Raw genomic sequence first — 12788 nt, 5'->3', positions numbered from 1 at the left:
TTGACAACATCGCCCGAATCTCCGACGATGCAGATAGCAGTCGATCACCGCACGTCGAACGGTTCACGTCATCTGCACGATAAGAAGTCCTACAGGAGACATCCCGATGAAGTCGCACGACCGGCGCGCCGCCCCTACGGCGCCACACCTCGCTACACCGTCCCTCCCGCCCACCGAATCCCCCTTGGCCGAGGCCTCCCGGCGCCGCTTCTTGCGACGCGCGGGTGCACTGGGCGTCGGGGCCAGCCTGGCGGGGCGAGCGCTCGATGTGCTCGCCGCCACCACCGCGCCGCAAATGGTGACGCTGCCGTTCGCGAATGGCGAACGCGAACTCGTCGCGTATCCGCAGAAGCGCCCGCTGATCCGCTTGACGGCGCGCCCCCCGCAACTGGAAACGCCGTTCGCGATCTTCAACGACGGGCTGATCACGCCGAACGATGCGTTCTTCGTGCGCTACCACCTCGCGGGCATTCCGACCGACATCGATCCGGCGAAGCATCGGATTCATGTGCGCGGAAGCGTCGCCAAACCGCTCGATATCTCGCTCGCGTCGCTCAAGAAGGATTACGGCACGCCGGTCGAGATCGTGGCCGTCCACCAATGCTCGGGCAATAGCCGTGGCTTTTTCGAACCGCGCGTCGCCGGCGGACAGATTGCCAATGGCGCCATGGGCAACGCGCGCTGGCGCGGCATTCCGCTCAAGCGGATTCTCGAACGCGCGGGCGTGTCGGCCAGCGCGAAGCAAGTCACGTTCGAGGGGCTCGACCGGCCGATCGTCCCCACGACCCCCGAGTTCGTGAAGGCACTCGATCTCGATCACGCGATGGATGGCGAAGTGATGATCGCGTTCGCCATGAACGGCAAGGATCTGCCGATGCTCAACGGCTTTCCGGTGCGGCTGGTCGTGCCCGGCTACTACGGCACGTACTGGGTGAAGCATCTGGCGGACATCAACGTCATCGACAAGGTGTTCGACGGCTTCTGGATGGCCACGGCGTATCGCATTCCCGATAACGACTGCAATTGCGTCACGCCCGGCAAGGCGCCCGAGAAAACAAAGCCGATCGAACGCTTCACCGTGCGCTCGTTCGTCACGAGTCTGGCCGACGGCGAGCACGTGGCGGCGGGCAAGGCGGTGCGCGTGCGCGGCATTGCGTTCGACGGCGGCGAAGGCATTCGCGACGTGCAGTTCTCGGCCGACGGCGGCCAGACCTGGCAGGCGGCCCAGCTCGGCCACGAACTGTCGAAGTATTCGTTCCGCGAATGGACGGCGTCGTTCACGCCCCCCAAGCCCGGCGAGTACGCGCTCCAAGTGCGGGCGACGAATCGTGCAGGAGTGTCGCAACCGCTGCAATCGCTGTGGAATCCGGCCGGCTATCTGCGCAACGGGGTGGAAACCGTGCGTGTGATCGCGGCTTGAGACGGGGAACGATCATGAACCTTTCGAAGATTGCGCGCCGCGCGGCCCTGCTGTCCGGCCTGTTGAGTCTGTTCGGCGCCTTCGCCACCCCCGTCCATGCCCTCGAGATCAAGCTACCGCAGGAAACGTCGCAGTTGAAGGCCTCGACGCTCGCCGGTTATCAATCGGCCAACTCGTGGTGCGTCATGTGCCACTCGCTCGACTACGTCAACACCCAACCGCCTATGTCGGCCGCCTTCTGGAGCGCGGAAGTCACGAAGATGGTGAAAGTGTATGGCGCGCCCATCCCGGAAGATCAGGTCAAGCTGATTTCCGAGTATTTGGGAAAAACGTACGGTACCGACCAGAAGTAACGCCTCTCCCCCGGCCCGCGGGCCGGGGCGCCACACGACGTTTCGTGTGTCGACCTCACACCTAGGTGCAACCCTAATATCGACTCAGGTTGCACCTCTTTTGAAACCCGGTTACGATGCCGAAATTCACCCGCTATGGGTGTCACGTTTTCGCGTCATCAGGTAACCCTTCCATGGCTAACACCACCCTCGGCGTCAAGGTCGACGACGTACTGCGTACCCGGCTCAAAAGCGCCGCCCAGCAAATCGAGCGCACCCCGCACTGGCTCATCAAACAGGCCATCTTCGCTTACCTGGAGCGCATTGAGAGCGGCGCGCTGCCGCCCGAATTGAGTGGCGCGACCCAGTCGGGCACCGAGGTGATCGACGGCCACGCGGGCGACGATACCGTGCCGCATCCGTTCCTCGAATTCGCCCAGAACGTGCAACCGCAATCGGTGCTGCGGGCGGCGATCACGGCGGCCTACCGCCGTCCCGAGCCGGAATGCGTGCCCGTGCTCGTCGGTCAGGCCAAGCTGGCCCCGGCGACCGCGACGTCGGCCTCCGACCTCGCCCGCAAGCTCGTCGTCGCCCTGCGCGGCAAAAGCACTGGCGGCGGCGTGGAAGGCCTGATCCACGAATTCTCGTTGTCCAGCCAGGAAGGCGTGGCGCTGATGTGCCTGGCCGAAGCCCTGCTGCGCATTCCCGACAAGGCCACGCGCGACGCGCTCATCCGCGACAAGATCAGCAAGGGCGACTGGCACGCCCACATGGGCAATTCGCCGTCGATGTTCGTCAACGCCGCCACCTGGGGCCTGATGATCACCGGCAAGCTCGTCACCACCACCAGCGAAGCCGGTCTGACCAAGGCCCTCACGCGCCTGATCGGCCGCGGCGGCGAGCCGCTCATCCGCAAGGGCGTGGACATGGCCATGCGCCTGATGGGCGAGCAGTTCGTGACCGGGGAAACCATCTCCGAAGCCCTCGCCAACAGCCGCAAATACGAAGCCCAGGGCTTCCGCTATTCGTACGACATGCTCGGCGAAGCCGCGACGACCGAAGAGGACGCCCAGCGCTACTACGCGAGCTACGAGCAAGCCATTCAGGCGATCGGCAAGGCCTCGGCTGGCCGAGGCATCTATGAAGGCCCTGGCATCTCGATCAAGCTCTCGGCCCTGCATCCGCGCTACTCGCGCAGCCAGCACGAGCGTACGGTCGCGGAACTACTCCCGCGCGTGCAGGCGCTCGCCAAGCTGGCGCGCTCGTATGACATTGGCCTGAATATCGACGCCGAAGAAGCCGATCGCCTCGAAATCTCGCTCGACCTGCTCGAAGCGCTGTGCTTCGATCCCGAGCTGGCCGGCTGGAACGGCATCGGTTTCGTGGTACAGGCCTATCAGAAGCGTTGCCCGTTCGTGATCGATTTCATCATCGATCTGGCGCGTCGCAGCCGTCACCGCATCATGGTGCGTCTGGTCAAGGGCGCTTACTGGGACACGGAAATCAAGCGCGCGCAGGTCGACGGGCTCGAAGGCTATCCCGTCTATACCCGCAAGATCTACACGGACGTGTCGTACCTCGCCTGCGCGAAGAAGCTGCTCGCCGTGCCGGACGCCATCTACCCGCAGTTCGCCACGCACAACGCCTACACGCTCTCGGCGATCTATCACCTCGCGGGCAACAACTACTACCCGGGCCAGTACGAATTCCAGTGCCTGCACGGCATGGGCGAGCCGCTCTACGAAGAAGTCGTCGGCCCCATCGCGGCGGGCAAGCTCGCGCGCCCCTGCCGCGTGTACGCCCCGGTCGGCACGCACGAAACGCTGCTCGCCTATCTCGTGCGCCGTCTGCTCGAGAATGGCGCGAACACCTCGTTCGTGAACCGGATTGCGGACGAAACCGTCAGCGTCGACGAACTGATCGCCGATCCGATCTCGGAATCCGAGAAGGTGCAACCGCTCGGCGCACCGCACGCCAAGATTCCGCTGCCGCGCGAACTGTTCGGTGCAGCGCGCGCCAATTCGTCGGGCTTCGACCTGTCGAACGAGCACCGTCTCGCGTCGCTGTCGTCGGCCCTGCTTGCCAGCGCGGGCACGCCGTGGCGCGCCGCCCCGATGCTGGCCGACGGTGAGCGCACCACGGGCACGGCCCGCGCCGTGCGCAACCCGGCCGATCTGCGCGATACCGTGGGTCAGGTCATCGAGGCGACCTCCGCCGACGTGGACGCCGCACTCGCGCACGCCGTGGCCGCCGCCCCGATCTGGCAAGCCACGCCGGTCGAGGAACGCGCCGACAGCCTGATGCGCTCGGCCGATCTGCTCGAAGCCCACATGCCCACGCTCATGGGCCTGTGCGTGCGCGAAGCCGGCAAGTCGCTGCCCAACGCCGTGGCCGAAGTGCGTGAGGCCGTCGACTTCCTGCGCTACTACGCCGCGCAGATCCGTCAGGGCTTCTCCAACGACACGCACCGCCCGCTGGGCCCTGTGCTGTGTATCAGCCCGTGGAATTTCCCGCTCGCGATCTTCGTCGGTCAGGTCGCCGCCGCGCTGGCCGCCGGTAACCCGGTCATCGCCAAGCCGGCCGAACAGACGCCGCTCATCGCCGCCGAAGCGGTGCGTCTGATGCACGCCGCCGGCGTGCCGGCCGGCGCGCTGCAGTTGGTGCCCGGCACAGGGGAAACGGTCGGGGCCGCGCTCGTGGCCGACGCCCGCACCAAGGCCGTCATGTTCACCGGCTCGACCGAAGTGGCGCGCATCATCGCGCGCACGCTGGCCGAGCGCCTCGACGCCAATGGCCGTCCGATCCCGCTGATCGCCGAGACCGGCGGCCAAAACGCAATGATCGTCGATTCGTCGGCGCTGCCCGAACAGGTCGTGTACGACGTACTCGCGTCGGCCTTCGATTCGGCCGGTCAGCGCTGCTCGGCGCTGCGCGTGCTGTGCCTGCAGGACGACATCGCCGACAAGACACTGCACATGCTCAAGGGCGCGATGCAGGAACTGGCCATCGGCAACCCGGATCGTCTGTCCATCGACGTCGGCCCGGTGATCGACGCCGAAGCGCAAAACAGCATCAACCGCCACATCGAGCAGATGCGCGACAAGGGCTTCCCGGTCGAACAACTGCCGCTGCCCGACGCCGCTCGCCACGGCACGTTCGTGCCGCCGACGCTCATCGAGCTGACCGATCTGAAGGCGCTGCAACGCGAAGTGTTCGGCCCGGTGCTGCACGTGATCCGCTTCAAGCGCGCGCAACTCGACAAGCTGCTCGACGAGATCAACGGCACCGGCTACGGCCTGACGTTCGGCGTGCATACGCGTATCGACGAAACCATCGCCTACGTGACCGAGCGCGCCCATGTCGGCAACGTCTACGTGAACCGGAACGTGATTGGCGCCGTGGTCGGCGTGCAGCCGTTCGGCGGCGAAGGCTTGTCTGGGACGGGTCCGAAAGCCGGCGGTCCGATGTATCTGCCGCGTCTGCTGGCAACGCGTCCGGCTTCGCTGCCCGCCGAGCTGAACCGCAACGAAGCGGCGCTCTCGCCATTGGTGAACTACCGCGACTGGCTGCATGCGCAGGGCAACTCGGCCGATAGCGCTGCCGCGATCCATCGCGTCGACCGTTATCTGGCCACGTCGGCACTCGACGCCACCGCCGTGCTGCCGGGACCGACTGGTGAGCGCAACACCTATGGTCTGGAGCCACGCGGCCCGGTCCTGTGCGTGGCCGCCACGCCGCTCGGTGCGCGCACGCAACTGGCTGCCGCGCTGGCGACGGGCAACAACGCCGTCTTCACCGAGAGCGTTGCCGCCCGCGGACTGGTGAGCGCCTTGCCGGCCGCCCTCAAGGGCCGCGCGTCGGTGTTGGCGACAGGGGCAGACGCCGCCGCCGAGCCGTCGCTCGCCGCGGTGCTGTTCGAAGGCGACAGCGACGAGCTGCGCGCCCTGAACCGCCGCATCGCCACCCGCAACGGTCCGATCCTGTCGATGCAGGGCCTCGCGCCCGAGGCGCTGGCCGCCGGTGACGACTACGCCCTGGAGCGCCTGCTGTGCGAACGCTCGGTATCGGTCAACACGGCCGCCGCAGGCGGTAACGCCAACCTCATGACCATCGGCTGATCGCGGCAGACCGTCAGGTCTCGCGACGAATCCTGTCGGATTCGTCCGAAATCTGGCGGCCGGCTACGATGCCCCGAACGCGCCGTCGTCCCAATTGGGGGGCCCCAGCGGTCGCCAACGTCCTGCATTTCGGGACGCTGGCGGCCGCGATGCGTTAACCGCCGGCCATCTCCACGCCTCCCCGCCCGGCCCGACAAGCCGCAATTAGCGCCCCGCCGCACATCCCGTAGTCACGCACACCGCGCGCAATCGCGGTATCTTCGCGCCCGCCCCCGACATATCACGCGTCTCACCGCCATTGCGCGGTCAACCCGTGCCAGCGACACGTATCGCTGGCCATAGCGGTCGTCGTCCCGCGTCGCCCCCTCTTTCGTCATGCCGGCAGAGGCGCTCGACGCGCGTGACACCGACGCTCAAGGAGGCTACATGTCCCTTTGGAATCCCACTGCGGTGTCATTCACCGTCTATTTGCTATTGATGCTGGTGATCGGATGGCTCGGCTATCGCGCCACCCACAACCTTTCCGACTACATTCTCGGCGGACGTCGCCTCGGCAGCTTCGTCACCGCGCTCTCCGCCGGGGCCTCCGACATGAGCGGCTGGCTCTTGCTCGGCCTGCCTGGGGCGATCTACATGGGCGGCCTGTCGGGCGTCTGGATCGCCATCGGCCTGGCGATCGGCGCGTGGGCCAACTGGCATCTCGTGGCCGCGCGCCTGCGCGTGCACACGGAGGTGTGCGGCAACGCGCTGACCCTGCCCGAGTACCTCACACAGCGCTTCGGTGACCGCAGCCATGTGCTGCGCATCGTCACGGCGCTCGTGATCCTCATCTTCTTCACGATTTATTGCGCGTCGGGGGTCGTCGCGGGTGCCCGGCTGTTCGAAACGATGTTCGGCATGGAATACCGTACGGCCCTGTGGATCGGCGCCGTGGCGACCATTGCCTACGTCTTCATCGGCGGATTTCTTGCGGTGAGCTGGACCGATACGGTGCAGGCCTCGCTGATGTTCGCCGCGCTGGTCGTCACCCCGATCGCCGTGATTGCGCTCGACGGCAGCCCTGCGGCGGCCGTGGACGCGGTAACCGCCGTGCACCCCGCCCACACCGATTGGTTCGGCGATCTCGCACCCATCGGCGTCATCTCGATGCTCGCCTGGGGGCTGGGCTATTTCGGCCAGCCGCACATTCTCGTGCGGTTCATGGCCACGCGCTCGGCGGCGGCGATTCCGCAGGCACGTCGCATCTGCATGACCTGGATGGTGCTGTGCCTGACCGGTGCGGTCGCCGTGGGCTTCTTCGGCCTGGCGTTCTACAGCGCGCGGCCCGATCTCGGCGCCGGCGTGGCGGCGAACCCGGAAACCATCTTCATGGCGCTCACGACCCAGCTCTTCACCCCATGGCTCACGGGTGTGCTGCTGGCGGCGATTCTGGCGGCCGTGATGAGCACGTTGTCGTGCCAGCTGCTCGTGTGTGCCAGTGCACTGACGGAAGACCTCTACAAGACGTTTGCGCGCGGGCCGGTTAGCCAGGGACGCCTCGTGTGGATCGGTCGGGCGATGGTGTTGACGGTGGCGGTGATCGCCGTGGTGTTGGCCCTCGATCCGCAGAGCCGCGTGCTCGGCATGGTGAGTTACGCCTGGGCAGGTTTCGGGGCGGCCTTCGGTCCGCTGGTGCTGGCCACGCTGCTGTGGCCGCGCGTTACCCGTAACGGGGCGCTCGCGGGTATTGTCGTCGGTGCGGCCACGGTCCTGATCTGGAAGCAGTTCGGCTGGTTCGACCTGTACGAAATCCTGCCGGGCTTTGTGCTGGGCGGTTTGGCGCTCATCGTGGTGAGTCGCTTCGACAAGGCCCCGAGCGCAGACGTGCTGGCCCGCTACGCCAGCGCCGAAGCGACGCTGCGTGCGATCCAGCAAGGCGCGACGGGCGAATCCGGTAGCACCGGCGCTCCGACGGCGCAACCCTCCCCATAATCCGGTAGCACCTTCCATCGGAACTTCTCCCTCTTGACCGGCGCGCGCAGCCATCCAATACTGCCGCGTCGGACGCATATTGCGTTTGATTGCGATTGAAGCCGTCCTGGGCCGACCGGCCTTGTGCAGACGGCGATCCAAGAAAGGCATGCCGCGGTGATCCCGCAGGCATGCCACTCAACGACATACACATGCAAGGAGAGGGTTGATGCAATCGAAGCTTACGCTCAGCGCGGTCGCCATCGCGGGACTGCTCGCGTTCGGCACGGCCAACGCGCAACAGGCGCAGGAAGTGAAGCTGGGTTTTGCCGCACCGCTCACGGGCGCCCAGGCGCACTACGGCAAAGACATGCAGAACGGCATCCAGCTCGCCATCGACGAGTACAACGCCACGAAGCCGACCATCGACGGCAAGCCGGTGAAGTTCGTGTTGCAGTCGGAAGACGATCAGGCTGACCCGCGTCAGGGTTCGCTGGTTGCGCAGAAGCTGGTCGACTCGGGCATCAAGGGCATGCTCGGCCACTTCAACTCCGGCACGACGATTCCCGCTTCGCGCATTTATGCGCAGGCCGGGATTCCGGAAATCGCCATGGCGACGGCCCCGGAATACACGAAGCAGGGCTTCAAGACGACGTTCCGCATGATGACCTCGGACATTCAGCAAGGGTCGGTCGTCGGTACGTTCGCCGTCAAGAAGCTGGGTTTCAAGAACATCGCCATCGTTGACGACCGCACCGCCTACGGTCAGGGTCTGGCCGACGAGTTCGAGAAGGCGGCGAAGGCCGCGGGTGGCAAGATCGTTCGCCGCGAGTTCGCCAGCGACAAGGCCGTGGACTTCCGCGCCGTTCTGACCAACCTCAAGCGCGCCAATCCTGACATGGTGTTCTACGGTGGCGCCGACGCGCAAGCCGGCCCGCTCGCCAAACAGATGCGTGAGCTGGGCATGAAGAGCACGCTGATGGCGGGCGAGATGGTCAAGTCCGATGCGTTCCTGAAGATCGCGGGCACGGCCGGCAACGGCTCGGTCGTCTCGCTCGCCGGCCTGCCGCTCGACAAGATGCCTGGCGGCGCCGCTTACGAGTCGCGCTACAAGGCCAAGTTCGGCGCCGGCCCGGAAACGTACTCGCCGTATGCCTATGACGGCGCCATGGCCATGATGTCGGCCATGAAGAAGGCGAACTCGACCGACCCGGCGAAGTACCTGCCGGTGCTTGCGAAGACGAGCATGCCCGGCGTGACCACGCGCGAGCTGGCGTACGACAAGGTGGGCGATCTGAAGTACGGTTCGATCACGCTCTACAAGGTGGTCGATGGCAAGTGGACCGTGCTGGAAACTGTCGGCGGCAAGTAAGCGCCTGACGAAGAGCCGATAGCGGTCAACGACAAGGGCCGGTGAGGATGACTCACCGGCCCTTGTGTTTGATGCGTGCCGCCGTCACCAGACATCCTTGGGCAAACGCTCACGCATCTCCGGCGGCAATGCGTCGCGCGTGAAAACCGGCTCGGCGACGCCCGCGCGGCGTTGAGTCTGATAGTCGCGCCACGCAAACAACGCATACTTCATCAACAAGCCGATCGCGACCAGATTGATGAACGCCATCAACGCGGTACCGACATCCGCGAAACTCCACACCAACGGCAGGCTGGCGACCGATCCGAGCATGACGGCCAGCAGCACCAATGCGCGGAAGATATTGAGCAGCCACGGACGCTGCGTCAGGTAGTCCATGTTCACCTCGGCATAGGCGTAGTTGCCGAGCACGCTCGAGTAAGCGAGGAAGAACACCGTGACGCCGGTGAAGATCACCGCCCAGTTGCCCACGTGAGCGGCCAGGGCACGTTGAGTGAGCACGGCCCCTTCGGGCGCGGCACCGGGCATGTACTCGCCCGAAAGCAAAATCATGAACGCCGTGGCCGAACACACGACGACGGTGTCGAAGAACACGCCGAGCATCTGCATCAGGCCTTGCTGTACCGGGTGTTTGGTCGTGGCCACGGCGGCGGCATTGGGCGCGCTGCCCATGCCCGCCTCGTTGGAGAAGAGGCCACGCTTCACGCCCATCAGCACCGCCTGACTCACGGCATACCCGGCGATACCGCCGGCGGCTGGCTCAAGTCCGAGCGCATGGCGCAAGATCATCGAGATCATGCCGGGGATCTGATCGAGATTCACGAGGCACACGTACACGGCGAGCCCCACGTATGCGAGCGCCATCACCGGCACGATCCATTGCGCAATGCGGGCAACGCGTCGCACGCCACCGTAGATGATCGGTGCCGTCATCAGCACCAACGCAACGCCAATCCAGATCCGTTCCCAGCCAAACGACGCTTCCAGCGCCTCGGCAATCGAGTGCGACTGCACGGAGTTGAGCGCGAACCCGAAGGTGAAGAGCAGCGCCAGCGCAAACAGGATGCCGAATTTGCGCGAGCCGAGACCGATCTGGATGTAATACGCCGGACCGCCGCGGAAGGTGTTGTCGTGGCGCGGCACTTTGAAGAGTTGTGCCAGTGTCGATTCGACGAACGCGGACGCCATGCCGAGCAGCGCGGTCATCCACATCCAGAAAATGGCGCCCGGCCCGCCGATGGTCAGCGCCACGGCCACCCCGGCGATATTGCCCGTGCCGACGCGGCTCGCCAATCCCGTGGCAAACGCCTGGAACGGCGAGATACCCGAGACGCTCCCGGACGTGCGCAGCAGACAGATGCTGTGCCAGAGCGCCCGAACCTGAATGCCGCCGAACCGGACGGTGAAGTAGAGACCCGCCCCCAACAAGGCGATCACGAGGGGGTATCCCGACAGCACCCCGCCGACGGTATCGACCAACGGCTTGAGCCAACGCTCCATGTCACATCTCTCCTGTCGCAACCACTTGTCGGCCCCGTAACGCCAGAGGCAAGCGACGAAGAATCTCAAGATTTGACCCGGCGCGATAGCGGCCGCCAGGACTTTCCGTCGATTCCCATACGCAAGTGCGTGACAAGAAAAAAGCCGCCCGGCAAACGCCGCGCGGCTCAAAGACAAGGCAAGGAGACATCGGCCAGCAGGTTAGCCGAGGCATGTGTCGGCGATGTGTCAGTCAGCGGGATGCCGCAGGACCGGCGCGGGCGCGTTGGTCGCCCCCTGCGTTGCACCCAATGCGATATGACCGCTCGGCAGATGGCATCGTCCGGCGCAGCCAATGCGGCGGGACGGTTCTGAAATGCGAAGCGCGGACTTTCTGCCTTCACAGATCCTTCGCCATACTGCAATTATTGCTTTTGCTATCGCAGACACTGAACCCAGCTGCCCTGGCGGCGCTTTCCGAGGGAAACCCGCAAATCAGAACGCCGTACGTGTTACCAAACTCGACGTAGGGCGTGCCACCGATTGACGCTAGCCGCCCATTGTCGAGTACGTTATGAACACTCGCCCTTTCGTTTGAACCGAACGAGCTCTTGTTACACCATCCCTTCGAGACAATCCCGCAAAAAAGCGCGCCGTTTATCTTGCCGTAGTACCCCGTCTTCCATCCACGGGACGTTCGATAATCGTTGCATCGGTTGTAGTAGTAGTCCCAAGTCGCCATGACAATCGGCTTGTCCCTCTCGACGATCTTCTCCACCTCCTTATGCACGACTTGGGTGACGTACTCGGTGGTGCGCGCAAGTTGCCACGTCCAACCGCCGTCGGAGTCCTGGCAGGAAAGCATCTTGCCGCTAGCGTCGCGACCGATCTCGCCGGGTTGGCACGACGCATTTCGCTCGTTGGATCGATCCAGCCGAATGACACCAGAATCGGATTGCAGTCTGTCCGCCGTCACCTGCCCCGCGCGCTCGATATTGTTGCGCTCCATTCTCAGGGCGCCTCCGACGGTTGCTCCGCGTTGCGCATGCAGGCCGCCGCGAATGGTCGCGTCACCTGCCACGGTCGCACCTTGCACATCGATGCTCCACATTTTCAGGGTGCCGTCGCCCTCGATATTGCGCGCCCCAACGATGTCTTGCCGATTCGTGCCCTTGTCGTCACTCAGATGAAGCGGGCCTTTCACGGTGGCTTTGCCCTTGATTTCAAGTTCGCTCATGGTGAGCTTACCCACGCCGACGATATTCTTGATGCCTTTGATGCTTTGATTCGAATTACCGCTCTCGAAGTCCAGATCGCCCGTGATGTTGCGCGATCCGTCGCGCCGAACATTGACGTCCAGACTGTGCGTCAGATAGCCGCCTCGCATGGCGACCAATCCCGGTTTGCCCAGCGGATTGGGAACAGCCTCCGGAATCGGCTGACTGTTCTCGTCGACAAAACGAAATTCGTCCGGCTTATCGAGCGTGGAGGTCCCGCCGAAAACGCCGACCGTCTTCGCGACGATGGCGGCAAAGGCATAGTCGGGTGCCGACGAATAGGCGCGCTTCGCTGGTTCGGTGAGATACGTCAGCGAATTGATCTGGCAATTGGGCGGGTTCTCCCGATCGCATTTCCGATAGATCCGAATCTCGTAGTCGCCCAAGCCGTGCGGCGGCTTGCTACCGACACCGGAAATATCGAGCACCTTGATAAGCGCTGCCGCGTCCAGATTGCCCATATACGCGTAGCCGAACGACGACGAGGCGGGCACGTGGGCGAACGTATGCCCTTTGATCGGGAACGTCTTGCCGGGCGCCGACAGCAGTTCCGATATCTGCTTGTAATACTTCGCGACGAACGCATCCGCCGCGCTGCCAACGATCTTCAGCCCGTGCCCGACGCGCTCTGCGCGCTCGACGCGCATTTGCCGCATCTGATTCACGCCCCAGAACGTAATCAACATGCCGACCACAGCGATTGCAATGGCGGCGGAGACGAGAAAGATCCCCGACTGGTTTCTTCGCATTGACGCGCCCTCACTTGAATCGTCTGGCAAACACGCGACAACAGCCGCCGGTGATCGTCAGATCGTTGAAATAGGGCATTGTCAGTGAGGT

Annotated in this window: 7 protein-coding genes; 5 read left to right on the top strand and 2 right to left on the bottom strand. The window is 64.6% G+C overall.

Annotated elements, in window-relative coordinates; genetic code table 11:
* Positions 1-106: 106 nt before the first annotated feature.
* The 5 genes from sorA (at position 107) to PSO31014_RS18345 (ending at position 9192) form a co-directional block, all read left to right on the top strand.
* Positions 107-1420 carry a SorA family sulfite dehydrogenase catalytic subunit gene (gene sorA, locus PSO31014_RS18365; RefSeq protein WP_246176784.1) on the top strand — a complete coding sequence of 438 codons (1314 nt, stop codon included), beginning with the start codon at positions 107-109 and terminating at the stop codon, positions 1418-1420.
* A gap of 14 nt (positions 1421-1434) precedes the next feature.
* Positions 1435-1773, top strand: coding sequence for a SorB family sulfite dehydrogenase c-type cytochrome subunit (gene sorB / locus PSO31014_RS18360; protein ID WP_150552924.1), 339 nt, complete (start codon positions 1435-1437; stop codon positions 1771-1773).
* Positions 1774-1946: 173 nt separating this feature from the next.
* A complete protein-coding gene (gene putA / locus PSO31014_RS18355; protein ID WP_150552923.1) occupies positions 1947-5870 on the top strand; it encodes a trifunctional transcriptional regulator/proline dehydrogenase/L-glutamate gamma-semialdehyde dehydrogenase in 3924 nt (1307 codons plus the stop codon).
* Between the two features lie 426 nt (positions 5871-6296).
* Positions 6297-7841: a sodium/proline symporter PutP gene (putP, locus tag PSO31014_RS18350; RefSeq protein WP_150552922.1), complete on the top strand. Its 1545-nt coding sequence runs from the start codon at positions 6297-6299 to the stop codon at positions 7839-7841.
* A 208-nt stretch (positions 7842-8049) separates the two neighbouring features.
* On the top strand, positions 8050-9192 hold the full coding sequence (locus tag PSO31014_RS18345; protein WP_150552921.1) for a branched-chain amino acid ABC transporter substrate-binding protein: 1143 nt from the start codon (positions 8050-8052) through the stop codon (positions 9190-9192).
* Between the two features lie 84 nt (positions 9193-9276).
* Here the strand turns inward: PSO31014_RS18345 and PSO31014_RS18340 are convergent, their stop codons facing one another.
* Positions 9277-10692, bottom strand: a complete 1416-nt coding sequence (locus PSO31014_RS18340; RefSeq protein WP_150552920.1) for an alanine/glycine:cation symporter family protein — start codon at positions 10690-10692, stop codon at positions 9277-9279.
* A 379-nt stretch (positions 10693-11071) separates the two neighbouring features.
* Positions 11072-12634: a hypothetical protein gene (locus PSO31014_RS18335; RefSeq protein ID WP_150552919.1), complete on the bottom strand. Its 1563-nt coding sequence runs from the start codon at positions 12632-12634 to the stop codon at positions 11072-11074.
* Between the last annotated feature and the right edge of the window lie 154 nt (positions 12635-12788).

It is taken from the genome of Pandoraea soli, assembly GCF_902459595.1.
Classification (GTDB): Bacteria; Pseudomonadota; Gammaproteobacteria; order Burkholderiales; family Burkholderiaceae; genus Pandoraea; species Pandoraea cepalis.
Note: the sequence above shows the minus strand (reverse complement) of the source record. Positions and strands in the feature narration are given on the sequence as shown.

Coding starts and splice junctions, on each gene's coding strand:
- PSO31014_RS18335 (WP_150552919.1), bottom strand. CDS start 12,634: ATGTTGATTACGTTCTGGGGCGTGAATCAGATGCGGCAAATGCGCGTC.
- PSO31014_RS18340 (WP_150552920.1), bottom strand. CDS start 10,692: ATGGAGCGTTGGCTCAAGCCGTTGGTCGATACCGTCGGCGGGGTGCTG.
- putA (WP_150552923.1), top strand. CDS start 1,947: ATGGCTAACACCACCCTCGGCGTCAAGGTCGACGACGTACTGCGTACC.
- putP (WP_150552922.1), top strand. CDS start 6,297: ATGTCCCTTTGGAATCCCACTGCGGTGTCATTCACCGTCTATTTGCTA.
- sorA (WP_246176784.1), top strand. CDS start 107: ATGAAGTCGCACGACCGGCGCGCCGCCCCTACGGCGCCACACCTCGCT.
- sorB (WP_150552924.1), top strand. CDS start 1,435: ATGAACCTTTCGAAGATTGCGCGCCGCGCGGCCCTGCTGTCCGGCCTG.
- PSO31014_RS18345 (WP_150552921.1), top strand. CDS start 8,050: ATGCAATCGAAGCTTACGCTCAGCGCGGTCGCCATCGCGGGACTGCTC.